At 43.7% G+C, this 26,719-nt stretch carries 26 protein-coding genes; 14 read left to right on the top strand and 12 right to left on the bottom strand.

The features are described 5' to 3' along the window. The first annotated feature begins 437 nt into the window (after nt 1–437). Entirely contained in the window at nt 438–1,457 is a 1,020-nt protein-coding gene (locus IEE86_RS01840; protein WP_191095676.1) for an LLM class flavin-dependent oxidoreductase, read from the top strand. A 39-nt stretch (nt 1,458–1,496) separates the two neighbouring features. On the opposite strand, the gene IEE86_RS01835 is transcribed toward IEE86_RS01840, so the two are convergent. Beyond that, complete coding sequence (locus tag IEE86_RS01835) at nt 1,497–2,117, bottom strand: acetate uptake transporter (RefSeq protein WP_191095675.1); 621 nt, start codon at nt 2,115–2,117, stop codon at nt 1,497–1,499. Between the two features lie 142 nt (nt 2,118–2,259). Between IEE86_RS01835 and IEE86_RS01830 the strand changes: the two genes are divergently transcribed. Then, the gene (locus tag IEE86_RS01830) at nt 2,260–3,081 is read left to right on the top strand and encodes a uroporphyrinogen-III synthase (RefSeq protein WP_191095674.1); all 822 of its coding nucleotides are present in this window, start codon (nt 2,260–2,262) and stop codon (nt 3,079–3,081) included. Nucleotides 3,082–3,120: 39 nt separating this feature from the next. Here the strand turns inward: IEE86_RS01830 and uptA are convergent, their stop codons facing one another. Genes uptA through IEE86_RS01815 form a run of 3 tightly spaced genes read right to left on the bottom strand, consistent with a single transcriptional unit; the run spans nt 3,121 to nt 5,070 of the window. After that, entirely contained in the window at nt 3,121–3,723 is a 603-nt protein-coding gene (gene uptA / locus IEE86_RS01825) for an undecaprenyl phosphate transporter UptA (protein ID WP_191095673.1), read from the bottom strand. A gap of 53 nt (nt 3,724–3,776) precedes the next feature. Then, a complete protein-coding gene (gene galU / locus IEE86_RS01820) occupies nt 3,777–4,658 on the bottom strand; it encodes a UTP--glucose-1-phosphate uridylyltransferase GalU (RefSeq protein ID WP_191095672.1) in 882 nt (293 codons plus the stop codon). A 1-nt stretch (nt 4,659) separates the two neighbouring features. Next, nucleotides 4,660–5,070, bottom strand: coding sequence for a GtrA family protein (locus tag IEE86_RS01815; RefSeq protein WP_191095671.1), 411 nt, complete (start codon nt 5,068–5,070; stop codon nt 4,660–4,662). A gap of 164 nt (nt 5,071–5,234) precedes the next feature. On the opposite strand from IEE86_RS01815, the gene IEE86_RS01810 reads away from it, so the two are divergent. Continuing rightward, a complete protein-coding gene (locus IEE86_RS01810; RefSeq protein ID WP_191095670.1) occupies nt 5,235–5,465 on the top strand; it encodes an excisionase family DNA-binding protein in 231 nt (76 codons plus the stop codon). 73 nt (nt 5,466–5,538) lie between these two features. On the opposite strand, the gene IEE86_RS01805 is transcribed toward IEE86_RS01810, so the two are convergent. The 6 genes from IEE86_RS01805 to IEE86_RS01785 form a co-directional block, all read right to left on the bottom strand. Further along, on the bottom strand, nt 5,539–5,856 hold the full coding sequence (locus IEE86_RS01805) for a GerAB/ArcD/ProY family transporter (RefSeq protein WP_191095669.1): 318 nt from the start codon (nt 5,854–5,856) through the stop codon (nt 5,539–5,541). A gap of 12 nt (nt 5,857–5,868) precedes the next feature. Then, complete coding sequence (locus tag IEE86_RS19275; RefSeq protein ID WP_263479565.1) at nt 5,869–6,093, bottom strand: spore germination protein; 225 nt, start codon at nt 6,091–6,093, stop codon at nt 5,869–5,871. After that, entirely contained in the window at nt 6,005–7,147 is a 1,143-nt protein-coding gene (locus tag IEE86_RS01800) for a spore germination protein (RefSeq protein ID WP_318010236.1), read from the bottom strand. Before IEE86_RS01800 ends, IEE86_RS19275 begins: the two co-directional genes overlap by 89 nt. 78 nt (nt 7,148–7,225) lie before the next feature. Beyond that, nucleotides 7,226–8,563 (bottom strand): (Fe-S)-binding protein, encoded by a 1,338-nt coding sequence (locus IEE86_RS01795; protein ID WP_191095668.1) that lies wholly within the window; start codon nt 8,561–8,563, stop codon nt 7,226–7,228. Next, nucleotides 8,560–9,969, bottom strand: a complete 1,410-nt coding sequence (glcD, locus tag IEE86_RS01790; RefSeq protein WP_191095667.1) for a glycolate oxidase subunit GlcD — start codon at nt 9,967–9,969, stop codon at nt 8,560–8,562. Before glcD ends, IEE86_RS01795 begins: the two co-directional genes overlap by 4 nt. A gap of 77 nt (nt 9,970–10,046) precedes the next feature. Next, entirely contained in the window at nt 10,047–11,180 is a 1,134-nt protein-coding gene (locus IEE86_RS01785) for a CdaR family transcriptional regulator (protein ID WP_191095666.1), read from the bottom strand. 125 nt (nt 11,181–11,305) lie between these two features. Between IEE86_RS01785 and IEE86_RS01780 the strand changes: the two genes are divergently transcribed. Beyond that, nucleotides 11,306–11,863, top strand: a complete 558-nt coding sequence (locus IEE86_RS01780) for a branched-chain amino acid aminotransferase (protein WP_191095665.1) — start codon at nt 11,306–11,308, stop codon at nt 11,861–11,863. 72 nt (nt 11,864–11,935) lie between these two features. Here the strand turns inward: IEE86_RS01780 and IEE86_RS01775 are convergent, their stop codons facing one another. Further along, entirely contained in the window at nt 11,936–12,697 is a 762-nt protein-coding gene (locus IEE86_RS01775) for a DeoR/GlpR family DNA-binding transcription regulator (RefSeq protein ID WP_191095664.1), read from the bottom strand. Between the two features lie 155 nt (nt 12,698–12,852). Here IEE86_RS01775 and IEE86_RS01770 point away from each other — a divergent pair, with 155 nt between their 5' ends. The 10 genes from IEE86_RS01770 to IEE86_RS01725 all read left to right on the top strand — a co-directional run bounded on the left by IEE86_RS01770 (nt 12,853) and on the right by IEE86_RS01725 (nt 24,971). Next, the gene (locus IEE86_RS01770; protein ID WP_191095663.1) at nt 12,853–13,659 is read left to right on the top strand and encodes a tyrosine-protein phosphatase; all 807 of its coding nucleotides are present in this window, start codon (nt 12,853–12,855) and stop codon (nt 13,657–13,659) included. A gap of 24 nt (nt 13,660–13,683) precedes the next feature. After that, nucleotides 13,684–15,222, top strand: coding sequence for a glycoside hydrolase family 10-like protein (locus IEE86_RS01765; RefSeq protein ID WP_191095662.1), 1,539 nt, complete (start codon nt 13,684–13,686; stop codon nt 15,220–15,222). A gap of 149 nt (nt 15,223–15,371) precedes the next feature. After that, nucleotides 15,372–16,514, top strand: coding sequence for an acyl-CoA dehydrogenase family protein (locus IEE86_RS01760; RefSeq protein WP_191095661.1), 1,143 nt, complete (start codon nt 15,372–15,374; stop codon nt 16,512–16,514). Between the two features lie 42 nt (nt 16,515–16,556). Continuing rightward, a complete protein-coding gene (locus IEE86_RS01755) occupies nt 16,557–18,194 on the top strand; it encodes an AMP-binding protein (RefSeq protein ID WP_191095660.1) in 1,638 nt (545 codons plus the stop codon). Between the two features lie 8 nt (nt 18,195–18,202). After that, a complete protein-coding gene (locus IEE86_RS01750) occupies nt 18,203–19,552 on the top strand; it encodes an acetyl-CoA carboxylase biotin carboxylase subunit (protein ID WP_191095659.1) in 1,350 nt (449 codons plus the stop codon). Further along, nucleotides 19,549–19,764, top strand: a complete 216-nt coding sequence (locus tag IEE86_RS01745) for an acetyl-CoA carboxylase biotin carboxyl carrier protein subunit (RefSeq protein WP_191095658.1) — start codon at nt 19,549–19,551, stop codon at nt 19,762–19,764. Before IEE86_RS01750 ends, IEE86_RS01745 begins: the two co-directional genes overlap by 4 nt. Nucleotides 19,765–19,775: 11 nt before the next feature. Then, the gene (locus IEE86_RS01740) at nt 19,776–20,684 is read left to right on the top strand and encodes a hydroxymethylglutaryl-CoA lyase (protein WP_191095657.1); all 909 of its coding nucleotides are present in this window, start codon (nt 19,776–19,778) and stop codon (nt 20,682–20,684) included. Between the two features lie 12 nt (nt 20,685–20,696). Continuing rightward, a complete protein-coding gene (locus IEE86_RS01735) occupies nt 20,697–21,479 on the top strand; it encodes an enoyl-CoA hydratase (protein ID WP_191095656.1) in 783 nt (260 codons plus the stop codon). A gap of 19 nt (nt 21,480–21,498) precedes the next feature. Beyond that, complete coding sequence (locus IEE86_RS01730) at nt 21,499–23,022, top strand: acyl-CoA carboxylase subunit beta (RefSeq protein WP_191095655.1); 1,524 nt, start codon at nt 21,499–21,501, stop codon at nt 23,020–23,022. Between the two features lie 14 nt (nt 23,023–23,036). Beyond that, a complete protein-coding gene (locus IEE86_RS01725; RefSeq protein ID WP_191095654.1) occupies nt 23,037–24,971 on the top strand; it encodes an AMP-binding protein in 1,935 nt (644 codons plus the stop codon). 29 nt (nt 24,972–25,000) lie between these two features. On the opposite strand, the gene cysI is transcribed toward IEE86_RS01725, so the two are convergent. Next, nucleotides 25,001–26,719, bottom strand: a complete 1,719-nt coding sequence (gene cysI, locus IEE86_RS01720) for an assimilatory sulfite reductase (NADPH) hemoprotein subunit (protein ID WP_191095653.1) — start codon at nt 26,717–26,719, stop codon at nt 25,001–25,003.

The following is a 26,719-nucleotide window of genomic DNA, read 5'->3' as shown; positions in this document are numbered from 1 at the left end:
AGGTCTGATCTTCTATGTTTTTAAATCAAAGAGCTTGTATGATATCGATGACTTTTTAGCGTGACATGAAAACCTTTGCAACCCTAGGAAGGACGAGTACCAAAGCAAATGTGCCATTCGTAAGCACCTGTATCTGCGCCCAGGACTAACGCAACATGCGAGGATTTGCTTACACGCTGAAGAAAGGCTGAAAAAGCCTTTATTTTTAGTTCAGCTGAGACGTATGATGGTTAAAGATTGTACCACTTTTGGACTTTTAGCTGGGTCAGACTGCTTCTGAATCAATCATTACTGTGCTTTTCCATGTTGTTTCCACATCAAACATTCCTCATTTCGATAAACATCGAATCAAATTATTTAAAAGTTAAATGATTTTATGTTATGGTGTTGAAAGTATGAAAATAGTATGATTTTTGACAGAAATGGGGACATCATTCATGAGTCAATCAGTTTTACAGCGCACAGCCTATTCCGTATTAAATTTATCCTCTGTGACAGAAGGCGGCACCATTAAGGAATCTTTTGAGAATAGTATGGATTTAGCGAAGAAGGCGGAGAAGTGGGGCTATCATAGATACTGGCTTGCAGAACACCATAACATGGAAGGGGTAGCGAGCTCTGCAACGTCTGTCTTGATTGGATATATTGCGGGAGGAACCGAAAAAATTCGGGTGGGTTCTGGCGGTATTATGCTTCCAAACCATTCTTCACTTGTCATTGCCGAACAATTTGGGACACTTGAGACATTGTATCCGGGAAGAATTGATTTAGGTCTTGGCAGAGCACCCGGAACGGATCAGTTAACGGCAAGAGCTCTCAGACGTAACCTTCATAACGGAGAAGATTTCCCTGAGCAACTTGAAGAACTTCGTCAATATTTCAAACCGTCAGGTCAGGTGAAAAAACATGTCAGGGCAGTACCGGGTGAAGGTCTGGACATTCCCATTTGGCTCCTTGGCTCAAGCGGCTTTAGCGCAAGACTAGCTGGAGAGCTTGGATTGCCATTTGCCTTTGCTGCACATTTCTCACCTAAAAATACAATTCCCGCTTTAGAATTGTACAGACAGTCATTTACACCTTCTGACGTGTTAAAAGAGCCTTATGCGATGGTGGGTGTGACAGTTTTTGCTGCAGACCAAACAGAGCGAGCTGAATATTTGGCAACCTCTCATTATCAGCGATTTTTGAGTCTCATTCGCAATACACCAGGAAAACTCAAGGCACCTGTTGATAGTATGGATGGCCTTTGGAGCCCATATGAAAAAGCGATGGTTGATGAACAATTAAGTTCGACGATAATTGGAGATAAACAGAAGGTGAAAAAAGAATTAGAAGCCTTTATTGAAGCCACTCAAGCAGACGAAGTGATGATTAATTCGGATATGTTTGATCACCAAGAAAGAATGCGCTCTTATGAAATCATCGGAGAGATCTTTCAAGAGGAACAAGAAAAATAAGCAACAAAAAAGAACTGCACAGAGCAGTTCTTTTTTTATTTATGCTTTTGTAAAAATGCGAAATGGTTGTCCAATTGGCAGCACAGTACGACCAAAATGTGTATTCAGGACAACAGCTGCTGCACCATAAAACGAAAGCAGAGAAATGATCAGTTCTGACACGCCTGCAATCGTATGGGTCACATCGTACATCACACCAAACGAGCTAAGGGAAAGGCCGATAAATAAGAAATCAATAAAGACGAAAATCAAAAATAACACTTTATGTGTTTCCATTGCACCGATCGTCATAAACAAGCTGAAAATCAAATAACCAATAAAAGCAAAACCTAGTTGTTTTGGGTCTGCAGCTTCCGCAAGCGTTTTCCCAAAAACGCCAGCTTGAATGAGCCAAGTCGTTCCAACGCCCATCCAAAAAAGACCGAATGCGCCAAAAGCAGTGGCTCCAAAAATATTATGATGCTTTGAATCTTGTATGGACGCGATCAACTGCGCGATTCCTCCAAGGAAGATAGCCCATGGTAAGATAAGGGACGTACCATCTGTGATTCCTAGTTTTTGTGAGGACGCAACGAGCGTCACCATTGCTAAACCAAACAAACCAAGTGGTGTTGGGTCTGCAATTGATAATCGAATTGCTTGAACATTCTGTTTTTCCATAATGACCTCCTACAATTTGCACTTACAAAAGATACTTGAATTCCACAGAAACGTCAAGCTCTTTTTTAGTAGACACTTGCAACCTCTTCCAAATAAATCTATATTTAATACATATTATATGTGATAGAAAAAGAGGGATAAAATGAGTAAAGGCTTAGCTGGAAAAACGATTGCCATTTGTGGAACGAGAAAAACCGAAGAAATGCGTACACTTGTTGAAAAGCAAGGAGGACAAGCCGTTATTCGCTCTCTTCAAGGAACAGTGTTTTTAGCCAAAGAAGAGTTAAAACCAGGTATCGAAACCTTTGTGAAACAAGGGGCTGACTGGGTGATTTTAACAACGGGTATTGGGACAAACACATTAATTGAGAGTGCAGAAGAACTGCAGCTTGGGGAAGCTTTTATGAATATTTTAGCAAATGCCCACATCGCTTCAAGAGGGTACAAAACCTTTGCTGCTCTCAAAAAACACGGAATTCAGCCAGATGTTTCTGATGAAGATGGAACCGTTCGTGACCTCATCTCAAAGCTTGAAGACAAGGAGTTTCAAGGCAAACGGGTGATGGTACAGCTTCACGGCGAAAATGCGCCAGCTCTTATGCAGTTTTTACATGATAAGGGGGCAGATGTTTTGCCGCTATTACCCTATCAGCATACGCCTCCTGAACCAGAGGCTGCTGAAACTTTGCTTCAAGAAATGAAGGATAGGAAAGTCCATGCCGTCTGTTTTACAACTGCTGTCCAGGTTCACGCCTTTTTCAAGCTAGCATCAGAATGGGGCAGAAAAGAAGAGCTTCAAGATCTATTCGAGCAGCAAGTACTGGCAGTCGCTGTCGGAAAGGTGACAGCTGAAGCTTTAAAAGAAGAGGGAATAGACCGAATTCTTGCTCCGTCTCTTGAAAGAATGGGTGCAATGATTATGGAATTATCCCAATATATGAAAAAACAATCGACACATTCATAGAAAAAACGCCTTTCACCATATCAGTGGAAGGCGTTTTCGTTAGATTGTCCGTTTTCGATTCGACCGAATTTTTTTGAACACGAAATAGAGAACGATCAGGACGATGGCAATAGCCATAATCGGTGTTGTATAAGCGTGGGCAACACTTTGAATGTGATCCCATTTTGTTCCAAGCTGCATCCCGAGATAAATAAATAAGATGGACCAAGGGATGGCGGCTAACCCGGTCAAGAGAACAAATTTCAAAAAGGGCATCTTGGCAATACCCGCTGGGATCGAGATGGCATGGCGAACTACAGGGATAAAGCGTGCTGTGAACACCACACCTGTTCCATATCGGTCAAACCAGCGCTCAGCAGTGGCAATATGATGCTCATGGATGAATAAATATTTTCCATACTTTGTTAAAAAAGGTCTTCCGCCGTAAAGCCCAATCCAGTAAATGAAGCACTGAGCCAGCGTACCTCCGATGACCCCGGCAATGACAGCTCCAACAAAACCAATTGTTCCTGTTGATACCATATATCCGCCGTAGGCAAGGACAATTTCACTCGGAATGATTTCAATCATGAGTCCAAGTGCAACACCTACATAACCAAGGCTTGTCAGCCAGGTTAAAATTTCATTAAAAAAGGTTCCCATTCATTTCTCACACTGCCTTTAAATACGATTTTCTTCAAGCACCTTATAAGAGCCTATGCTTGTTTTGCTTCTCTCATGAGTATGCTTTGCATAAATGCTAGCATGGCTGGCCTCATATCATGACGCATTAATCCAATTTCAGTCGCTGCTTTAAAAGAGCCAAGCTTGTCTCCAACATCAAATCTCAAACCATCTAATTGTCTTGCATAAATGGGCGATTGATGGGCCATTTCTTTCAGAGCATCTGTTAGCTGTATTTCGTTGCCAGCGCCTCTGCCGATTCTTTCTAACACAGAAAAAATTGATGGGGTTAAAAGATATCTGCCCATCACGGCGAAATCGGAAGGTGCTTCATGAATGGCTGGCTTTTCCACCAAGTCTGAGACTTCAAACACATCACCTTCTAGTCTAGCTGGTTTTATCATACCATACTTACTGACATCTAGACGATCTACTTGCTGAACACCAATGACCTCGGTTTGTTTATCTTCATAGACTTCCATAAGCTGAGAGAGGGCGGGTTTGTCTGATACCATCACATCATCCCCTAACAGAACAGCAAAAGGATCATTTCCGGTAAAATGACGTGCGCATAACACTGCATGTCCGAGACCTAGAGGTTCCTTCTGACGAATATAATGAATATTGGCCATATCCGAAATATGCTTGATTTCAGCCAGCTGCTGCTTTTTCCCTTTTTCGAGTAAATTTTGTTCTAGCTCAATCGACCGGTCAAAGTGATCTTCAATCGATTTTTTATTCCTGCCTGTAATAATAAGAATATCTTCAATTCCTGATTGAACGGCCTCTTCAACAATATATTGAATGGCGGGTTTATCGACGATGGGCAGCATTTCCTTCGGCTGTGCTTTAGTTGCTGGTAAAAAACGAGTGCCTAATCCGGCTGCTGGTATGACGGCTTTTTTAATGTTCATTTTATGATCGCTCCATTTCTGATTGTTGATTTCCTGTTTGAAAGACCCAAAGACGGCTTCCAGTAAAAGTGATGATCATGCCAAGAAGAGTGCCGATGATTTTGCTAGTGAATAATGGAAAACCTGCTATCTGCATGACATATAAGACTAGATAGGTAAGGAGACACGCTGCGCCATTGACAGTGATCCATTTGATCCATTCCCACTTGTCAGCTTTCTTTTTCACCTGAAATGTCCATTTTCGATTCCAAAAATAGCTGTTCATCATCCCTGCACTATAGGAAAGGCACTGCGCGAGGAAGGGGGGCACAAAGCAGACTGTTAGTATGAAGAACAAGCTCAAGTCAATAAGCGTATTGCCCGCACCTACAATTGAAAACGCGGCATAGGTTCGTATGTTTTTCCTTGTCATGTGAAGAATGGCCACCTCCTATAAATTGTGTATATGAATACTGTACAAAAGGGAGTTGACGAATCAGTGAAGAAAAGATGAAAAAAACATGAACAGGCCGTATCCGTTTTTTTAGCAGCTCGTGATATAATTTGTAAGATGAAACGAACGGGTGGTGCACATACATGTATTTAACAATTGCAGAAACAGCTGAATACCTAGAAGTATCAGAAGCGTATATTGAAAAATTAATCCAGCAAAACAAGATTCGCTTCGTATTTGACGGAGAATCTTACCTAATTAATCAAGGGCAGTTTCAAACACATATGAAGCAGCTTGAACAATATAAAGAGCTCGTCCAAGAGATCTTAAATGAACCGATACCTGATGACCCAGATGTAAAGGATGAAGATTAGAAGATTGTTATTTCTTCACTTTCATATTAAGCAATGTCTGCGGGTGATCGAAAGGGTGATCTCTCATCCACCGTCACTCTTGCTTTTCCTCTACTGAAACATTGAAGATAAGGAATGACAATAAAAATTGCCCTAACCATTTGCCAAACACATATTGTGTGATGTCACTAAATTCAGGAGAAGGGGCCTTGCGAAACATCAAGTAAATGAGAAAAATCATGAAATTGACACTGATCCCTGCAATAAGGATCGCAATCCATCCATCATTATTGACTGACCGAACAAGGTTCGTTTGAAAATTTAAAATGCCAACACCAACCTGATTGGCATTGATTAAAAACAACACAAAAAAAGGGGAGATTTGAAATTTTTCTTTAACAGAAGAGCCCACACTTTCACTTCCTTATTCGTAAAAATCATTTTTCCCCTTCCGGCCTTGCTTTGGCTTTGGCTGGTGAATGGTTCTATTTTGTCCACGTAAATTTTCCGGTCTTTTATTCAAAAAGCGAAGCTGAGGACGAATCAAACTGCCCTTTAAATCAGCCAAACGAAGTGGATAAATTGGTTCTAGATACGGCCGGCCAATAGATGTTAATTTCATTAAATGGGTGATCAGAAAAGCCCCCATTAGTGTCATACCTAATGCACCCCAAACCTGCGCTGCGAAAAGAAAAGGAAATCTCTAAAAATAAAGCCTCGATAATCGGAGGAAATGGCACAAGATAGCGCGAGGCCACAATCGTTTCTAATAAATCCTTTGGGATCAGTTCATAATGAAAGGTTAAAACGGCTACATATAAAGGCGTCGCAAAAATGGAAAATATGACAGCAAATATTCGTAACAGCCTAAAGCAGGAAGCCGCAATCCACGACATATTATAATCTTCCATTGTCGAAAAATACTCAAGTAAAATCGTTGGAGCAAGCAAGACATGAGGCGATCCATCTACCATGATGGCAATTTTTCCTTCCGTAAGACCTGAAGATACGCGATCTGGTCTTTCTGTATTTAAGAACAATGGAAAAATCGTATTGGACACATCATAAAGCATTTGCACAAGATAATTCGCATCTAAAATTTGATCATAATCAACATCTTCAATTCGCTGAAGGACGGTTTCTATGTTTTGCGGGTTGGCGATTTCTTCAATATATAAAACGGCTACTTTTGTTTGAGAAAGGGTGCCAACCGTTTTTTCAACCATTTTGAGATCTGGCGTTGGAAGCCGCCTTCTAAGCAAATTTAAGTTTGTATCAAGAACCTCAACAAACGCTTCCTGCGCACTAATGATGCCAAACTCAATCTCAGGTGGACCCACTTGTCTGCCTTTCTTTTCTTCAATCGGTAAAAGAAGCGTTTTGCCCCAGTCCGTTTCGAGCCGAATCGCCATATTGCCCAGATGAAGAGCTTCTTCCACTTTTTGAAGGTCACTTGTGATGACAGCCTGTTCAATGGGTATTCGTTCTTTCAGCTCTTCAAGAGTCGGTGTTAGGTGCAATTCTTTCATACAGGGCAGAATTTGTTCATGCAGGAGATGTCCATTAATTAAAGAACGAAAAAAAGAAATCCGATAAAGAAAACCTTCACTGCGTGATAACTCATTTGTAAAATCAGCGGAACGTGACAATGCCTCAAATACTGAATTCGGGTCCTTTTGATCTTGTTTGTTTTTCTTCAGCACTTGAACCATCTCCTTCCGCGATTTGCCTCTATTATCCAACCAATTGTCTGAAGATATGCATGAAAAAAGCGTTCAGCCTCATGAGCTGGACGCTTCTTTTCCATATTGGACGGCTTCTAATAAAAAGACAGCAAGATGAACGGCCCGCATGCCCGGTGAGTGCCCTGACCGCCTGATGCCTGCTGCCATTTGCAGCTCACAGCCTGGATTAGAGGTGACAATGGCAACCGCCGCTGTTTGATTTGCTTCTGTCATTTTATGATCTAAAATTTGCATCGACATCTTTGGCTGCAAGATGTTATAAATCCCTGCCGAGCCGCAGCAGCGATCGGCATCCTTCATTTCTTTGAACGTAACACCATGAACAGCCTTCATCAGCACCCTTGGCGCACGCCTTACACCCATTCCATTCCGTAAGTGACAGGAATCTTGATAGGTGATGACTTGCTCAGGCAAAGCCAATGGCATGCGTTGGTGAAACTCAAGCTCCACAAGAATATCTGATATATCCATAATCTTCTTTGAGAAGGCTTCACTTCGCTTTTGAAAAGCCGGATCATCCTGAAGCAAATGATCGTAATCACTTAAAAAGGCACCACATCCACCTGCATTCATGACAATCACATCGGCATCTATCTCCTCAAAGGCTTCAATATTCCGCCTTGCTAACTGCTTCGCTTGCTCTTTTTCTCCGCTATGGCCATGAAGGGCTCCGCAGCATGTCTGAATAGGAGGCACGACAACGTCACAGCCTGCCAGCTGTAGAAGCTGGATTGTCGCTGCATTTGTACTGGAAAAAACCGTGTCCATTAAACAGCCTGAAAAAAATGCCACACGTTTTCTTGCTTGGCCGGCGGCTTTGTATTCAGTCAAACGACTCTTTTTTTGTCTCGGCACCCTTGGGAGAGCCTGTTCCATCAGCTGTAAATGCGGCGGAAGCACCTTCAGCATACCCGTCTTACGGGCAGCCGTTTGCAAACCAGATGTTTGATAAAACCGAAGAAGACCTGCCGCTTGCCGCATTCGGCTTTGAGAAGGAAAGAGACCTTTAAAAACAGCATGCCTCATCAATTTGACAGGGATAGATTGTTTTTTATGCTGCTGAATGATGTCTCTTGCATCCTCGAGTAACTGTCCGTATTTCACGCCGGAAGGGCAGACCGGTTCACATGCACGGCAGCCGAGGCAAAGATTCAGTGAATGCTCGACCTCTTCATCTGGCTCAATGATGCCGTCTCTTACCGCCTTCATTAACGCAATTCTTCCGCGGGGAGAGTGTGTTTCTTGTTGACCAGATTCAATATAAGTGGGGCAGGAAGGGAGGCAGAAGCCGCAGCGCATGCAATTGAGCAGCTCCTTTTCATCCATTTGCTGCTGAAATTTTTGCTGAATCTCTGTTTGTTTAGTGGAATTCATGAAACCACCACCCGCTTTCTTGCTGCTTTTCCAAATACTTTATCAGGGTTCATGATATTTGCTGGATCTAGCGCTTGTTTAATTGCTTTCATTGCCGCGATTCCTTCTTTTTTGACCTTTAGCTCCAAATAGGGGGCTTTCATAAGGCCCACGCCATGTTCACCTGTAATGGTGCCACCAAGTGAGACTGCTTTTTCGAAAATGGCCTGAAAGGCTTCTTCTACTCGTCTCATTTCTTCTTCATTTCTTGCATCTGTTGCGCAGGTAGGGTGTAAGTTTCCATCACCTGCGTGCCCAAACGTACAAATTTTCACCTGATACTTTCGCGCAATTTCCTCGATCGCACGCACCATGTTGGCAATTTCAGAACGAGGAACTGTCGCATCTTCTAAAATCGTTGTCGGGCTTAACCTGGCGAGAGCAGATAAAGCAGAGCGTCTCGCTGTTAAGAGCGCACTTGCCTCTTTTTCAGATTGTGCGATATTGACGCTTTTGGCACCATGCTCTAGGCAAACCTTTGCGATTGTTTGCATATCGCGGGAAACCGCCTCAGGGTTGCCGTCCTGTTCGATTAATAGCACCGCTTGAACGTCAGTAGGCAGACCAATTTTCGCAAATTCCTCAACAACTTCAAGGGTGGGCTGATCCATAAATTCTAACGTGGCGGGGATGATCCGCTCTGCAATAATGGCAGAGACAGAAGCAGCGGCTTCCTCTAGGCTGTCGTATAAGCAAAGCATCGTTTGTTTTGTTTCTGGAAGCGGCAAAAGCTTTAGCGTGGCTTCTGTAACAATCCCGAGCGTTCCTTCTGAACCAACGAATAATCGGGTCATATCATATCCAGCCACGTCCTTTGCGAGCTTGCCACCTGTTTTGATCAAGTCACCGTTTGGCAGAACCACTTCAAGTCCAAGGACATAATCTCTTGTCACACCATACTTTAAGCCACGCAGACCACCTGAATTTTCATTGATATTTCCGCCTAGCGTAGAGATTTTCATAGAGCTTGGATCAGGGGGATAGAAAAGACCTTTTGCCTCTACTTGCCGAATGAGCTCCTGTGTGATCAAACCAGGCTGGACGGTTGCGGTGAGGTTTTCTTCGTCTATTTCGATTAATTGATTCATTCTTGTAAACAACATCACAAGTCCGCCTTGTGTAGGACACGTTCCTGCACAAAGGTTCGTTCCTGATCCTCTTGGCACGATCGGTATGTTGTATGAGGTGCAGAGCCGGACAATTTGCTGGACTTCCTCTGCCGTGCGGGGCCTTACGATGGCATCTGGCATGTGCTGAAAATTCGGCGTTGCATCATAAGAGTAGGCAACTCGATCCGCCTTGCTGTCCTGTACATAAGACGCACCGACAATCTTTTTTAATTGATTTGAAAATTCAGAATCTAGCATGTACATTCACTCCCACTTTGTTGACGTATCATTCCTTTCAGTATAAAAAAAGAATCGCCACATGCCTATGGACGATTCTACAAAATATTGGACTGTTTTCTTGTTTTTTTTGGATGATGATCTAACAGCATCAAGGCTAAATAAAAAAGCATCGCATCTTGCATGCGTTTTGGATCAAGTGTCGTTAAATCTTGGATGCGTTTTAATCTGTAATGCAATGTATTAATATGTATATGCATCGCTTCAGCTGCATATTTCAGTGAATCATCTGATGTCATGAGTACCCGCAATGTTTTCATCAGTTCAGGATAGGGGAGAAGGGGGGCAATCGTTCGATCAAGAAACACTTCTTTTGTTTCCTGACTCACTTCCTCCATAAAAAGCTCAAGTGTCAAATCTTCATCAAACACAATCGGTGTATCCGTATGCGCCAATTTTAATGCACGAAAGGCTTGATGAAAGGATTGCTTCATCGAATGAGAAGCCGCGGGTTTTCCCGTACCAATCAATATGTTCGAGGAGGACAGCGCTGAGAGCGAGGTATGCATGTGAAAAAGGCGCTGCTGCAAAGCGTCACGATCTTCCGCATTTGATTGCAGCATCAGCAAAAAACGCGCATGCCCCCAGCGCACGATGATCTCCTGCTTCGTCAGCTGCAGCACCGCCTTCATCTTTTTGAATTGATCATGCTTCATAAATGATTCATCCTGACAATCGATCAGGACAACCGCACGCTGCTTGTTGATATCAAGCTGAAGCCGCGATGCTTTTTCAGTGAGGTCAATCGCTGTCTCCGGCAAATGAAGCCAGTCGAACACAAACGCTTCCAGTTGTCGTTCATCTGTTTCAGACTCTTGAAAAAATTCATGTTCTTGTATGAGCAGCTCTGTCATTTTTCGTAATATTTCGCCAAAAGGGGATACATGTACAGGATTTCCTGTCATCCCAATCACACCAATGACCTCTTGCTCAAAGTAAATAGGCAGATTGATACCAGCTTTGACGCCTTTCATATGCCTTTCATCATCCTTTGTCAGGATTCGTTTCTGCCCTTCAAAGGACGTAAGATAGGCCCCTTCATGAAATTGACCAATACGCGCTGGATCTGTTGCCGCAATGATGGTACCGTTTGTTTGTGCAATGATGACTTCCTCAGTCAGCACCTTTTTAACCTCGTCTATGATTTTTTCTGCCAGTGTCATTGTGAGCAAAACGTACCCCTCCGAGATGTTTCTTTTTACACTATGATACCATCATATACTGAGATATATCTTTCTTTTCATGAGTTATGCTAAAATAATAAACGCACATGAAGGAGAAGAAAGGAGACATAGCCATGTCGCTTAAAAATCGCTTACAAGATTTATTGAAAGAAGGGCAGGCGCTGACGGACTTTGAATATAACGAAGCTGCGCGTCACAATTGGCCGTTAGAAGGTGCAAGAATAAAGGAAGAAGCGCGCTTTAGCGATGTATATATAGAGCGTGTGGACAAGGAATCAGAGGAAATGATTCAAACCGAAGCCGCCTCATTTTTAAACACACCGCTTACATATGTAAAACAACAAAAAAAAGAATTCATTTATATCGAATCGAAGTGGTTTGATGTAGTGAAAGTCGATGGATTAGCCATTGAATGGGATGAAGTGTTTCAAACGTATACCGTGTTATTCGGATTAAAACGTCCTAAAAAAGATACGGGCATTCTAAAGGATATGCTGTCTTCATTAAAGGGTGCTCAGCTTCAATTTAATGGACAAGACGGCTTATTCGATGTGAATTTACCGCTTCTTGAGCTTGAGGGCATCCATGAAGATACGTCTTTCATAGATGTCATCTCGTCCATGTATCAATTTTTATTCCACCTCATGATGCAGCTTGAGATAAATGAATGAAAAAACGGCTCAAATTCCTGAGCCGTTTTTTTAGTCGTCATTCTATAAAACTGGTCCAAGCATTCGTGGCTCCTAAGTTGATGAAGGCGTGATAAAGTGCACATCGTGCTCTTTTCCATATTGAAGATAATCTTCATTTGGTTCTTTATTGGTCACGACGACATCAATATCTTGTAAGTCACAAAACGTGGTCAGTGCATAATGATCGAATTTACTGTCATCGACTAATAAAAACGTTTTTGCACTTTTTTGAACGAGTGTTTTTTTAATATCTGTTTCAAGCGGGGAAGAATTCGTAACCCCGTGATCAATGGATAAACCAGTTGACGCAATAAACGCTTTATTCACATTGTATGCTTTTAGACGCTCTACACTTTGATAGCCGACGAAAGAATTCGTTTTTCGCTCAAGCATCCCGCCGGTCGAAAAGATGGTAAGATTTTCATAAGGCATCGCCTGTGTAATGAAATCCACGTTATTTGTCACAACGGTCACCTGTTTTTCCGCCAAATACGGAAGCATTTCGAGCGTCGTCGTACCAGAATCCACAAAAATCATATCTCCATTTTCAACAAAAGCGGCAGCGGTCTGACCGATCAATTGTTTTTTACTCATTTGACGGGTTTTACGCTCGTGATACACCACTAACGTTGAGTGGTTCACAGCCACACCGCCGTACACTTTCTTTAGCACGCCGGATTCGACCAATGCTTGTACATCTCGGCGTATCGTGTTTTTTGAGACGCCAAAATGCGCCACAAGCTCATCAAGTGAGGCAGATTCCCGGTCAAACACATACTCTTTGATTTGCTGGATGCGTTTTGTTTTGATCATGCTACAATCTCCAATCATTCCGAATGTCCTTTTTTTCATTATACCAATAATTCCTCTTACATGATGACCTAGTCGTTTTCTCCTCTTTTCTCCTATTCTATAAAAGCGTATGATAGAGAAAGGAAAAATGAAGGAAGAAAGGATTAATAACTTCTATGAATCAGTCAAACAATCAATTTTCACAGCTTGCAAATTTTAGAGAAGTAGGAGGACTTGAAACAACAGACAAAATGGTCATGAAGCACGGAATGATTTATCGATCCGCAGATTTATCCCGCCTGACGAAACAAGATATCACGATATTCTCGAAGCTTGGGATTCAAACCGTTTGTGACCTCCGTACAACCTCAGAACGTAAATCACATCCAGCAAAAATCAAGGAACTTGACAAAATTGTTCATATCCCTATGCAGCCTGACAGCATGATGCCAAGTAAATGGAAGATGTTTCGTATGCTGATAGCAGAAGGGAAGTCTCTCTCATTTACGCCAATCATGAAAAATTTATATCAAAGCATGCTCACCGAGCGTAAAAAAGAGATTCAGCAGCTGTTTGCACTACTGTCAGACGAGAGCAATTATCCACTGATGCTTCACTGCACGAGTGGGAAGGACCGTACAGGGTTTTTATCTGCTCTTATTCAATTAGCTGCAGGTGTACCGGTGCATACCGTTTTAAGTGAATACATGCGTTCCAATGAAGGCGTGCAAATGCTTGTTAGAAGGCAGCAGCGATTTATTCGAATGATGAGTTTATACCGGGTATCAAAAAAGCAAATTCAGCCGCTTCTTGGTGTGCAGCAAGATTATCTTGAAGATGTGCTAAACGAGATGATGGAGACATACGGGAGTGCAGAGCAGTATTTAATCGAAGCCTGCGAAGTACCTGAAGCCCAGCTCAATGAAATGAAAAACATCATGCTGACACCATCTGCTGGTATTCCATCACAAAACGCAGAATAAACTTGTTATGAGGTGATGCAAAACATGTTGAAAAAGAGCAGTATGACGGTTCTAACACTCATTTTAATGTTTGTATTCTTATTGATTCCTTCTAGCAGTCTAGCTCGTCCAATGCCAAAAGGGAAGCTTGAAAGCACAAGAGAGATGCGCGCGGTGTGGATCGCATCGGTTTATAACTTGGATTGGCCTTCAAAGAAAGGACTGCCCGCAAATGAGCAGAAACAAGAGTTTATTCAATTGTTAGATGACATCAAAGCAATGAATATGAACGCCGTCATCATGCAAATTAAACCAACAGCAGATGCCTTTTATCCTTCGGCATATGGGCCGTGGTCCGAATATTTGACCGGGACACAAGGGAAAGATCCTGGGTATGATCCGCTTGAGTTCATGATAGAAGAAGCACATAAACGAGGCCTGGAATTTCATGCATGGTTTAACCCTTATCGAATCACAATGAATCATACCGACCTCAGCCGCTTATCAGCCGATCACCCTGCAAGAAAACATCCTGATTGGACGATTGCCTACGGAAATCAGCTTTACTTTAATCCAGGCATCCCTGATGCTCAGGACTTCATTGTCGGCGGCATAGAAGAAGTCGTGAAAAACTACGATATTGATGCGGTCCATATGGATGATTATTTTTACCCGAATAAAATAGCCGGTGTGCCGTTTCCAGATCAAGAAACGTATGAAACATATGGAAAAAAAGAATTCACGAACATAGAAGATTGGCGAAGAGATAATGTGAACCAATTGGTGCAGCAAATCAACGATACGATAAAGAAAGAAAAGCCGTATGTGAAATTCGGTATTAGTCCGTTTGGTGTATGGCGCAATATAAAAGACGATCCAACTGGCTCAAATACCACAGCAGGTATGACCAATTACGATGATTTGTATGCGGATACTAGAAAGTGGATTGAGCAGCACAATATCGATTACGTCACCCCGCAAATTTACTGGAGCATCGGCTTTCAGGCAGCCGCCTATGATGTACTAACGAAATGGTGGTCAAATGAAGTGAAGGGTGAGCCCGTTCACCTATACATTGGTCAGGCGACTTATAAAATCAATCAAAATAGTGACCCTGCTTGGTCTGACCCAGAAGAATATTTTAGGCAGATCAAGCTGAACAGGCAGTCGCAGCTCGTACAAGGAAGCATGCATTTTAGCCTGAAGGATATCAATCGCAACCCTTTGAATGTAAAGGATCGATTAATAGAAGAAACCTATCATAAACCAGCACTCATTCCAGAAATGCCATGGCTTCATCAGAAAGCTCCAAAAAAGCCAGTCATCCAATCTGTGAAGAAAACAGGAGATGGCGCAGCTTTACAGATCAAAAATGATCCGCATTCTACTGCTTCCTATTATGCGGTCTATCGATTGACGAATAAAGGAACATATGAATTACTACAAACGGTCAGAAAAGAAAAAGGCCCGCTGACCTCTGTCAAAGACCTTTCAGTCAATCAGAAGCAGCGAGATACCTACAAAGTAACGGCTCTCAATCGCCTTCATCATGAAAGCAAGCCTTCTATAAAAACAGTAAAATAACGAAAAAAGCATGAATGAGGATATATCTTCATTCATGCTTTTTTATTTTCTACTTTTCTTATTTTAATTTTCTGAATTCAATCAAGCTTGGCATGAAGCAGCTACCTGATTAATAAATATGATAGAAAAGAGCCAAAGGAGGAAGCAGGATGGACTTTGAATTAACGAAAGAGCAACAAATGATCCGCCAGATGGTCAAAGAATTCGCCAAAGCAGAAATTGCACCGCTCGCTCAAACGATTGATGAACAGGCCGTATTTCCTATCAAAACATTTCAAAAAATGGGGGAGTTAGGCTTTATGGGCATACCCTTTCCAGAAAAATATGGAGGGTCGGGAGGAGATACGATATCGTATGCGCTCGCTGTAGAAGAGATTGGAAAGCAATGTGCAAGTACAGGTCTTAGCTATGCCGCAGCCGTTTCCTTAGGTGCAAGCCCGCTTTATTACTTCGGTACTGAGGAGCAAAAGATGGATCACCTTGTCCCGCTAGCATCTGGAACAGCACTCGGTTCCTTCGGATTAACAGAGCCAAACGCAGGATCTGATGCAAAAGGAACGAAAACAAAAGCGGTCAAAGACGGACAAGAGTATGTCATCAGCGGAGAGAAGTGCTGGATTACAAATGCTAATTTTGCCAGAACCATTATCGTTACAGCTGTCACAGATCATGATGAGCACGGCCGCCCGATCATCTCGGCGTTCATTGTAGAGAAAGGGCAAAAAGGGCTGTCCATTACCAATCCATATGACAAAATGGGGGTGCGCGGTTCAGATACGGCTGAAATCATTTTAGACGGCGTACGTGTACCAACACATCACATATTAGGAGACCCAAACAAAGGGTTCAAGCAATTTTTATATACATTAGACGGGGGACGAATTTCGATTGCTGCCCTTTCTGTTGGCATCGCGCAAGCGGCACTTGATGCCTCGCTATCCTACGCAAAGGAAAGAAAACAATTTGGGCAGACGATCTCCTCCTTTCAAGCCATTCAGTTTAAGCTGGCAGATATGGCGATGCAAATAGAACTCGCCAGACAAATGGTATGGAAAGCCGCTTGGCTGAAAGACAGCGGCAAGCCATTTACAAAGGAAGCTGCCTATGCCAAGCTTTTCGCTTCTGAAATGGCGACAAAAGCAAGTCTTGATGCGGTCCAAATTCACGGAGGAACAGGCTATATGAAAGAATGCGGTGTAGAGCGACTTGTAAGAGACGCCAAGCTGATGGAAATCGGAGAAGGAACCTCTGAAATTCAGCGTCTAGTCATCGCAAGACAGCTATTAGCGTAACCTCATGATGAAAACGCTTACTATTTATGAGGGAGGAAAGCAATGATGTCGATTTACCCGCAGACGATCGGCTCCCTATTAAGAGAGAAAACGGAGCAGCACCCAGCACATGAAGCCATTGTGTATCCAGAACGTTCTTTACGTTATTCATATGAAGCGTTTTATAGGGAGGTCAAGGAAATAGGGAAAGGTCTTATGGCATTAGGGGTTCAAAAGGGCGATCATATCGCCATCATGGCACCAAATGTACCTGAATGGCTCATTCTGCAATTCGCCTGCGCCTCCATTGGAGCCGTTCTTGTCACCGTGAATACAAATTTTCAATCGCAGGAGCTGGCTTATTTACTAAAGCACTCTGATAGCAGCATGCTGTTTATCGTAGACGGCTTTAAAGAGACATCCTATGTCAAAATGCTTGAAGAGCTCATTCCAGAGCTGCAAACAGCTACTCAAGATGAGATCACATCCGCATCTTTTCCTTATTTAAAAAGTGTCGTCTATATTGGCGAGCACATGCCAAAGGGCATGCGAAGCTGGGACAGTATTCAAGCCGCTGCCAAAAGAACAGAGGATCATGAGTGGGAGAAACGAATGGATGAGCTTGTGCCTGATGACGTCATTAATATGCAATATACCTCAGGCACAACCGGCTATCCAAAAGGAGTCATGCTTAGCCATACCAACATCGTCTGCAATGCCAGTCAAATCGCAGATTGTATGAAGCTCACCCAAAAGGACCGAATGTGTATCCCCGTGCCATTCTTTCATTGCTTCGGCTCCGTTCTTGGCGTGCTTGCTTGTCTGACAAAAGGGGGAACGATCATTCCAGCCGAATTGTTCCATCCTGAGCGAGTCCTCCAAACAGTGGAAAAAGAGAAGTGCACCGTTCTTCACGGCGTCCCGACAATGTTTATCGCAGAGCTCAATCATCCGAATTTCCATCAATACGATCTGTCCACATTACGAACGGGCATTATGGCGGGATCTCTTTGCCCATCCCATGTGATGAAGGCAGTCATTGAAAAAATGGGATTGAGGGAGTTGACAATTGCCTATGGTCAGACCGAAAGCTCACCTGTCATTACCCAAACAAGAACCGATGATTCATTTGAAAGACGGGTTCAAACGGTCGGTCGAGCGCTTCCTCATATCGAAGTGAAAATCGCCAGACCAGGCACGACGAGTGAAGTACCAAGAGGAGAGCAAGGAGAGCTGTGTACAAGAGGCTACCATGTGATGAAAGGCTACTATAAAAACGAAGAAGCCACAAATGAAGTCATCGATAAGGATGGCTGGCTTCATACGGGAGATTTAGCTGAGATGGATGATGACGGCTATGTGAAAATCACAGGCCGGCTGAAAGAGATGATCATTAGAGGCGGAGAGAATGTTTACCCAAAAGAGATTGAGGACGTTCTTTACACACATCCAGCGATTCTCGACGCACAGGTTGTTGGTATTCCTGACGAGACATATGGAGAGGAAGCAGCCGCATTCATTCGGCTCAAACAAGGTAGGTCAGTCACGATTGAGACATTAACCAACTTTTGTAAGGCGCAAATGGCACGATACAAAATCCCGAAATATTTTTTCATTACAGATGAGTATCCAATGACCGCCTCAGGGAAAATTCAAAAATTCCGACTAAAAAAACAGGCGCTTGATCTAATAAAGGAGTGAAGACAGCAATGTTTAAGCAAGTACTGATTGCCAATCGAGGCGAAATAGCCCGTAGAGTAATTCGGACCTGTAAACGGCTCGGGATCAAAACAATCGCCGTTTATTCAGAGGCAGATAAGCATGCGCTTCATGTGCAAGAAGCAGATAGCGCCTTTCCGATTGGAGGCGCAAAAGTATCTGAGAGCTATTTAAACATAGAAGCGATTATTGAGGTCGCCAAACAAACAAATACAGATGCCATCCATCCTGGATATGGTCTTTTATCAGAGAACGCCGCTTTTGCTGAACGCTGCCGGAGCGAAGGAATCGCCTTTATTGGACCATCTGCACAAGTCATTCAGCAAATGGGGAATAAAATTGAAGCGAGAAAAACGATGGCTCGTGCGGGCATCCCAATTGTACCAGGCGTTTCAGCCCCGCTGCATGACGCAGATGAAGGGGTGAGTAAAGCGCAGTCACTCGGTTATCCCATCATGCTCAAGGCATCAAGCGGAGGCGGGGGCATTGGCATGCAGCTCGTTCGAAATGATGAGGAGCTGCATAGGGCTTTTGAAGGGAATCAAAAAAGAGCGCAAAGCTTTTTCAACGACGGGACGCTGTATATGGAAAAGGTCATTGAAGACGCGCGGCACATCGAAATCCAAGTTCTCTTTGATTCCTTCGGCCACGGGGTTCACTTATTTGAGCGTGACTGTTCACTCCAAAGAAGACACCAGAAAATCATTGAAGAAGCACCGGCCGCCTGTCTCGATGAATCAGTCAGACATGAAATGGGGCAAATGGCCGTCAAAGCAGCCAAAGCGATTGGCTATGAAAATGCAGGGACGATTGAATGTTTAGTCGATCAAAATCAACAATTTTATTTTCTAGAAATGAACACGAGATTGCAAGTAGAGCACCCTGTCACAGAAGAAATCACAGGCATTGATCTTGTCGAAGAGCAGCTGAAAATCGCTGCATTAGAGCCGCTTTCCTTTAATCAAGAGGATATTCATCAAATCGGGCATGCCATCGAGGTCAGAATCTATGCAGAAGATCCAGTCACCTTTTATCCATCACCTGGAACAATCACTAGGCTTTCTATGCCTGAAGCTCCCTATATACGCCATGAGTCAAGCATCACAAACGGGAGCGTCATTACCCCATTTTACGATCCAATGATGGCGAAGATGATCGTTTACGGCAATACACGACAACTCGCAATAGGACGATTAAAAGAAGCTTTACAAGCATATGAAATAGAAGGGATCAAAACCAATTTACCACTTTTAAGAGAAATGGCCGGATCAGCTGCTTTCTTACATGGCAGCATCACAACCGATTTTTTGATGAAAAAAAGGGAGGAAAACCGCTCATGAAAACCGTCACGATACAAATGGCCGGGAACTTATGGAAGCTTCTTGTCAAACAAGGCGATGAAGTGCAAAAGGGACAGGAGGTCGCCATCTTAGAATCGATGAAAATGGAAATTCCAATTCTTGCAGAAGAGGCAGGTGTAATCAGTAAAGTATATAAGGCAGAGGGTGAATTTGTCGATGAGGGAGAGGTGCTACTAGAGCTGACAGAATAGGAGGGAAGCAAATGGCATTACCAAAAAGTGTGTTTATCAGGGAAGTCGGCCCGCGGGACGGACTACAAAATGAATCAGCTTGGCTAGACACAAGCGAGAAGCAAACGTGGATTGATCTGCTCGCAGCAGCCGATCTCCCTTATATTGAAGTCACATCGTTTGTCCATCCTAAATGGGTTCCAGCCTTAAAGGATGCTAAAGAATTAGCCCAATCCTTACACAAAAAAGACGATATCACCTATGCAGCACTCATTCCTAACGAAAAAGGCTTAGCCCATTTTTTAGAAGCAAATCTTGACACAGGCGCTATGTTTATCTCATCGAGTGAAACTCATAACAAGAAGAATATGAATCAATCCATCCATGAAACCCTTCCTGTCATCAAGCAAATGACAGCAGATTTAAAAGCAGCAGGAAAGAACTCACGCGCGTATATTTCCACCGTGTTTGGCTGTCCCTATGAAAAACAAGTGCCAATGGATCAAGTCCTGCGGTTAACAGATATTCTGCTCTCTTATGGCATTGATGAAATCTCTCTCGGCGACACCATCGGAGAAGCTCATCCACTGCAAGTAGAACGGCGTTTAGACATTTTACTTGAACGTTTCCCTGCTGATAAAATCGCCCTTCATTTTCATGATACGAAGGGGATGGGTCTTGCCAATATCTATACCGCATTAAAGGCTGGCATCACGACTTTTGATTCCTCTAGCGGCGGGCTTGGTGGCTGTCCGTATGCACCTGGCTCTAGCGGGAATGTGGCAACAGAAGATGTGGTGCATATGCTTCAAAAACTAGGGGTTGAAACAAATATCAATTTTCCTGCATTGATAAAAGCGGCAGAATGGATTGAAACAAAAGTAAATCGAACCCTGCCTAGCCACTGCCTACGAGCTTTTCACTCTCACAATAATTCATAAAGGATGAATGATATGACATCAATGGTTCATTTTTCGATACTAGATGAGCAGATTGGCATCATGACCTTAAACAGACCAGAGCAAGCAAATTCCCTATCCGCTGCGATGCTGGAGGAAATCAATCAAACCATCCAAGAAATCAAACACGATCAAAGCCTCCGCTGTTTGCTCATCACAGGAGCTGGCTCTAAAGTCTTTTGCGCAGGAGCAGATTTAAAAGAACGACGATTAATGACAGAAGAAGAAGCAAAGGAAGCCGTTCTTATCATTCAGCAAACCTTTACAGAGATTGAATCCCTGCCTATACCTGTCATTGCAATGATGAACGGACACGCACTTGGCGGAGGCCTTGAGCTAGCCCTGGCTTGTGATCTTCGCATAGCAAGAGCCGGGATAAGACTCGGTCTCCCGGAAACAGGACTAGCTATTATACCAGGGGCCGGGGGTACGCAAAGACTTCCGCGTCTGATCGGACTTGGTAAAGCAAAGGAACTCATTTTCACAGGTGCTTCATTAAAATCCGAAGAAGCCATACAAATCGGATTAATCGAGCACATCTCCTTAGCAGACTCACTCATGCAGGATGCCATCTCTCTCGCAAAACAAATCACCAAAAATGGCCCGATAGCTTTAAAAGAAGCGAAACAAGCGATTCAATTAAGTCTTGATCATGATTTGCGTACAGGTCTGACGAAGGAATACGAAGCCTATTTACGGCTCATTGATACAGAGGACCGAACGGAAGGTCTTCAGGCTTTTCGTGAAAAACGAACGCCTCATTATAGAGGCAAATAGCAGGGAAAGGGGAATGAATATGATGGAGGAATATGAATTAAACAAACAGCGAATTCTTAAAGGCGGGGCCGAACGATATCATCAAAAAAACAAAGAAAAAGGGAAATTGTTCGTCCGTGATCGGCTCCAGTTGTTATTAGATGAGGAATCGTTCCTTGAAGATGCCATGTTTGCAGCGTGTAAAGATGAACACTTACCAGCAGATGGTGTCGTCACAGGGACGGGGCGTATGAATGGACAGACCGTTTGCGTTATGGCAAATGACTCGACCGTCAAAGCAGGGTCGTGGGGCGTCAAAACGGTCGAGAAAATCATTCGAATCCAAGAAACAGCCGAGAAGCTCAACTGCCCGATGCTTTATTTAGTCGACTCTGCGGGTGCAAGAATCACCGATCAAATCGCCATGTTTCCAGGCAGAAGGGGGGCAGGGCGCATTTTTTATAACCAAGTCAAGCTGTCTGGACGTATCCCGCAAATTTGTTTACTATTTGGCCCTTCTGCGGCCGGCGGTGCTTACATCCCTGCTTTTTGTGACATCGTCGTCATGGTCAAAGGGAACGCCTCCATGTATTTAGGCTCTCCGCGAATGGCCGAAATGGTGATTGGAGAAAAAGTATCCCTCGAAGAAATGGGCGGGGCAAGCATGCATTGCAGCATTTCTGGATGCGGAGATATTTTAGCAAAAACAGAGGAAGAGGCCATTCACATCGCCCGTGACTATTTAACCTACATGCCTGCCAACTATACGGAAAGACCAAAAACGAGAGCCGCCAAAGCACCTAAACCATCTGAGATCACCATCCAAGACCTCATCCCTAAGGGTCAGAATACCCCTTTCGATATGTATCAGCTCATTGACTTACTCATCGATGAAGGATCATTTTTTGAAATCAAAAAGCTGTTTGCCGCAGAGCTGATTACAGGCTTTGGCCGCATGAATGGTCAGCCTGTCGGTCTTATCGCAAACCAGTCAAGGGTGAAAGGCGGCGTCTTATTCCATGACTCAGCTGATAAAGCCGCCAAGTTTATTCAGCTATGTGACGCCTTTCATATCCCGCTTCTCTTTCTTGCGGATATACCGGGGTTTATGATTGGAACAAAAGTAGAACAAGCGGGCATTATCAGGCACGGGGCGAAAATGATCTCCGCTATGTCAGAGGCGACCGTTCCGAAAATATCTGTCATCGTGCGTAAAGCATACGGTGCAGGTTTATATGCAATGGCAGGCCCTGCCTTTGAACCGGATTGCTGTCTTGCTCTTCCATCTGCGCAAATTGCTGTGATGGGGCCAGAAGCCGCAGTAAATGCTGTCTATGCGAATAAAATTGCCGCACTGCCTGCTGAAGAAAGAGCTACATTTATACAAGAGAAACGAAAGGAATATCAGGAAGATATGAATATATACGAGCTTGCCTCTGAAATGATTGTCGATGGCGTCATCCCATTTGATCATTTAAGAGCTGAATTATGTCATAGATTACAAGCTTATACCTCTAAAGAGATGACATTTACGAGACGAAAACATCCGGTCTATCCGGTCTAAAGGGGGCAAGCCTCATGATAAACCTAAAGCCAGCATGGGTACCGGAGGAGCAGATGATCCAAAAAACACGACTTTACAAATGGATGCACTCACTTGGTTTTTCTTCTTATGATGCGTTCTATCAAGCTAGTATCGAGCGTACCGATTGGTTTTGGAGAGAAGCTGAAAAAGCCATCGGCATACAGTGGAAGGTGCCGTATGAAGCTACATTAGGTCAAGAATCATTCATGTGGCCAAAGTGGTATAAGGGCGGTCTACTAAACGTGACCGAAACGGCCGTGGACAAATGGGCAGAGAAAGAAGAGACCAAACATCAACCAGCGGTGATTTGGGGAAATGAAGCAGGGGAAGAGAGAAGATGGACGTACCTCGACCTTCAGGAAAAAGTGAATCGCCTCGCAGCTGGTTTTTTGAAAAAAGGGCTTCAAAAAGGGGATATAGCGATCATCTATATGCCGATGCTTCCTGAAACGGTTGCCGTCATGCTTGCCTTTGCAAAGATTGGCGTGATCTTTAGTCCGGTCTTCTCGGGCTACGGAAGTGAGCCTCTTGCCGTACGTATTCGTGCGTCAGGTGCAACTATTGTCGTCACAGGCTCCGGCATGATGCGCCGGGGGAAGACCATCAACATGCGAGAATGTGTAGCGGATGCGATTGAAAAAACAAATACCGTCAAAACAGTCATTGTGCACGCTACCTCTCATACTGGATATGAAGATGATGTAAAACTAAATGATTTATTAAAAGAAGAACCGATGAAGGGTACGACCTATGTCACAAATGAAGATCCTCTCATGATCTTATACACTTCTGGAACAACCGGTACACCAAAAGGAGCCGTTCATACACACGCAGGCTTCCCTGTGAAAGCGGCTTTTGATGCCGGTCTTTGTATGGATGTCGCAATTGGAGACCGCTTGTTTTGGCTCACAGACATGGGCTGGATGATGGGACCGTTTCTCGTCTTTGGCGGCTTGATCAATGGAGCCGCGATTGTTCTATATGACGGTGCACCCGATTATCCAGATGAAAGGCAGCTTTGGTCATTCATCCACAAGCAAAAAGTCACCCAATTTGGGCTTTCACCTACATTTGTTCGTTCTGCGATGCAGCAAGACCTTGCAGGTATGAAGCTGCCACATGTCAAAGCCATCATTTCTACAGGTGAACCTTGGAATGAAGCACCGTGGCAATGGCTTTTTGACACAATCGGCGAAAAGAACATTCCCATCTTAAATTACTCCGGAGGGACTGAAGTCTCTGGCGGCATTGTGGGAAGCACGCTGCTTCGTCCAATCAAACCAATCCTTTTTAATGCGGCAATCTTAGGAATGGCAGCAGATGTGCTGAATGACGCAGGACAGAGCGTCACGAATGAAGTAGGAGAACTTGTTGTGAAAAAGCCATGGGTCGGCATGACATGTGGTTTTTGGAATGAGCCTGAGCGTTATGAAGATACGTATTTCAAACGATTTGCTGGCGTATGGACACATGGTGATTGGGTGATGCAAACAGAGGACGGAGAATTCCATATCACCGGCAGATCGGATGATGTCATTAATACAGCAGGTAAACGCATCGGCCCAGCAGAAATTGAATCCATCCTTGCCTGGCATCCGGCCGTGCATGAGGCCGCTGTCATTGGGGTAAAGGATGAGGTGAAGGGGGAGGCGCTTGTCTGTTTCATTGTGAGCGGTTCACACTCTTTTGAAGAAACAAAGCTCATTCAAGAGCTCAAAGCACATGTTGCTTCACATGCGGGAAAAGCGCTCACACCAAAGGAGATTCATCTTATTTCAGCTTTACCGAAAACTAGAAACGGAAAAATTGTCCGGCGTTTACTAAAAGCAGCATATGAACAGCAGCCTTCACCAGATCTTTCATCACTAGATAATCCAAATGTGTATAAGGGCATTTGCGAATACTTGAAAAGGAAACAGAATCAATAAAAAAAGACAGGGATGATTCCTGTCTTTTTTTATTGCACATGAAAATTCGTTCCATCTGTTGTTTCTTTCACAATCCCTGCCCGTATCACAAAATCACCGAAATGTTCATTTTCTTCTCGTTCTTTTGCATAGCGGGGGAGAAGAGAGCCAAGTTCTTTTAAAATATCTTCCTCACCCACATTTTCCCGGTACAGTTTACTTAACCTGCTGCCATCAAACGCAGCACCAAGATACATGTTGTATTTGCCAGGTGATTTTCCGATAAAGCCAATTTCACCTAAAGCATGACGAGCACATCCATTTGGACATCCAGTCATTCGAATCGTGATTTCTTTATCACTTAAGCCGTTTTCCTCGACAATGTCTTCGATTTTATCAATCAAACGCGGGAGGTAGCGTTCTGCTTCAGCCATCGCTAAGCCGCATGTTGGAAGAGAAACGCAAGCCATTGAACTACGGCGCAGTGCAGAGTGCTGCTGGCCATCTGACAAACCGAATTCCTGAATGAGCTGCTCGATTTGTTTCTTTTTATGAGATGTGACATTTCCAATGATCAAGTTTTGATTCGCTGTTAAGCGGAAATCACCCGTATGAATCTTTGCAATTTCACGAATGCCTGTCATTAGCGGATAATCATCATAATCTGTGATACGTCCACCTTCTACAAACATTGTATAATGCCATCTACCATTGATGCCTTTTACCCAGCCATAACGGTCCCCGTTATGGTCAAAGTGATAATCTCTTGCATCTAAAAGGGAAAACCCAAGGCGTCGCTCTAGCTCTTCTTTTACATTCTCAAGTCCGAGCCGATCCACCGTATATTTAAAGCGGGCATTTTTTCGCACGGAACGGTTTCCGTAATCACGCTGAATGGTGATGACCTGTTTTGCAATGTCCACAACCTGTTCAGGTAAGCAAAAGCCGATGACCTTTGCCAGCTGAGGGTAGGTCGCAGTATCACCATGCGTCATACCCATTCCGCCGCCAATTGCGACATTAAAGCCGACCAATTGATCATTTTCAATAATGGCAATGAAACCTAGATCCTGCGAAAAGACATCAATATCGTTAGCAGGAGGGACCGCCACCCCAATCTTGAACTTTCTTGGCAAATAAAGCGGACCATACATCGGCTCAACCTCCGTATCAGGCGTTGCCGCTACCTTTTCCTCATCAAGCCAAATTTCGTGATACGCTCTTGTTTTTGGAAGCAGGTCATCACTTAATTTTTTGGCCAGCTCGTACACGTCTTGGTGTACTTCTGATTGATAGGGGTTTGACGTACACATGACATTCCGGTTCACATCGCCGCAAGCTGCGATCGTATCAAGCATAGTGGAATGGATGTCTTGAATAGTCTTTTTCATGTTCCATTTTAAAATACCGTGAAGCTGAAAGGTTTCACGAGTTGTCAGCTTTAACGTACCGTTTCCGTATTTATGAGCAAGCTCATCCATCACAAGCCACTGCTTGGAGGTAGCGATTCCGCCAGGCAGACGTACACGCAGCATAAATTGATAGGCGGGCTCAAGCTTTTGTTTTTGTCGTTCATTTCTGAGATCACGATCATCCTGCAAGTAGCTGCCGTGATGCTTCATCAGACGGTTGTCATCATCAGGAATTCCCGCTGAAATTGGATCAAGCATCACTTCTTTTAACGTTCCCCGTAAATAATCACTTTTTTCTTTAATTTCCTCTACGTCGCTCGGAGGTCCATCCGGCGCTGTTAATGCTGTCTTCACCAT

Origin of the sequence: Bacillus crepusculi (assembly GCF_014764715.1) — a bacterium.
Lineage (GTDB): Bacteria > Bacillota > Bacilli > Bacillales > Bacillaceae > Bacillus.
The sequence above is the reverse complement of the archived record's forward strand: the minus strand, read 5'-3'. Positions and strand labels throughout refer to the sequence as shown.

What these genes read in the sequence shown, in the direction of transcription:
- IEE86_RS01760 (WP_191095661.1), top strand. Translation starts at nt 15,372, where the DNA reads ATGGACTTTGAATTAACGAAAGAGCAACAAATGATCCGCCAGATGGTC.
- IEE86_RS01770 (WP_191095663.1), top strand. Translation starts at nt 12,853, where the DNA reads ATGAATCAGTCAAACAATCAATTTTCACAGCTTGCAAATTTTAGAGAA.
- IEE86_RS01795 (WP_191095668.1), bottom strand. Translation starts at nt 8,563, where the DNA reads ATGAATTCCACTAAACAAACAGAGATTCAGCAAAAATTTCAGCAGCAA.
- IEE86_RS01810 (WP_191095670.1), top strand. Translation starts at nt 5,235, where the DNA reads ATGTATTTAACAATTGCAGAAACAGCTGAATACCTAGAAGTATCAGAA.
- IEE86_RS01745 (WP_191095658.1), top strand. Translation starts at nt 19,549, where the DNA reads ATGAAAACCGTCACGATACAAATGGCCGGGAACTTATGGAAGCTTCTT.
- glcD (WP_191095667.1), bottom strand. Translation starts at nt 9,969, where the DNA reads ATGCTAGATTCTGAATTTTCAAATCAATTAAAAAAGATTGTCGGTGCG.
- IEE86_RS01775 (WP_191095664.1), bottom strand. Translation starts at nt 12,697, where the DNA reads ATGATCAAAACAAAACGCATCCAGCAAATCAAAGAGTATGTGTTTGAC.
- IEE86_RS01725 (WP_191095654.1), top strand. Translation starts at nt 23,037, where the DNA reads ATGATAAACCTAAAGCCAGCATGGGTACCGGAGGAGCAGATGATCCAA.
- IEE86_RS01835 (WP_191095675.1), bottom strand. Translation starts at nt 2,117, where the DNA reads ATGGAAAAACAGAATGTTCAAGCAATTCGATTATCAATTGCAGACCCA.
- cysI (WP_191095653.1), bottom strand. Translation starts at nt 26,719, where the DNA reads ATGGTGAAGACAGCATTAACAGCGCCGGATGGACCTCCGAGCGACGTA.
- IEE86_RS01830 (WP_191095674.1), top strand. Translation starts at nt 2,260, where the DNA reads ATGAGTAAAGGCTTAGCTGGAAAAACGATTGCCATTTGTGGAACGAGA.
- IEE86_RS01730 (WP_191095655.1), top strand. Translation starts at nt 21,499, where the DNA reads ATGATGGAGGAATATGAATTAAACAAACAGCGAATTCTTAAAGGCGGG.
- IEE86_RS01735 (WP_191095656.1), top strand. Translation starts at nt 20,697, where the DNA reads ATGACATCAATGGTTCATTTTTCGATACTAGATGAGCAGATTGGCATC.
- IEE86_RS01740 (WP_191095657.1), top strand. Translation starts at nt 19,776, where the DNA reads ATGGCATTACCAAAAAGTGTGTTTATCAGGGAAGTCGGCCCGCGGGAC.
- uptA (WP_191095673.1), bottom strand. Translation starts at nt 3,723, where the DNA reads ATGGGAACCTTTTTTAATGAAATTTTAACCTGGCTGACAAGCCTTGGT.
- IEE86_RS01765 (WP_191095662.1), top strand. Translation starts at nt 13,684, where the DNA reads ATGTTGAAAAAGAGCAGTATGACGGTTCTAACACTCATTTTAATGTTT.
- galU (WP_191095672.1), bottom strand. Translation starts at nt 4,658, where the DNA reads ATGAACATTAAAAAAGCCGTCATACCAGCAGCCGGATTAGGCACTCGT.
- IEE86_RS01755 (WP_191095660.1), top strand. Translation starts at nt 16,557, where the DNA reads ATGATGTCGATTTACCCGCAGACGATCGGCTCCCTATTAAGAGAGAAA.
- IEE86_RS01840 (WP_191095676.1), top strand. Translation starts at nt 438, where the DNA reads ATGAGTCAATCAGTTTTACAGCGCACAGCCTATTCCGTATTAAATTTA.
- IEE86_RS01780 (WP_191095665.1), top strand. Translation starts at nt 11,306, where the DNA reads ATGTCGCTTAAAAATCGCTTACAAGATTTATTGAAAGAAGGGCAGGCG.
- IEE86_RS19275 (WP_263479565.1), bottom strand. Translation starts at nt 6,093, where the DNA reads ATGGGGGCTTTTCTGATCACCCATTTAATGAAATTAACATCTATTGGC.
- IEE86_RS01815 (WP_191095671.1), bottom strand. Translation starts at nt 5,070, where the DNA reads ATGACAAGGAAAAACATACGAACCTATGCCGCGTTTTCAATTGTAGGT.
- IEE86_RS01750 (WP_191095659.1), top strand. Translation starts at nt 18,203, where the DNA reads ATGTTTAAGCAAGTACTGATTGCCAATCGAGGCGAAATAGCCCGTAGA.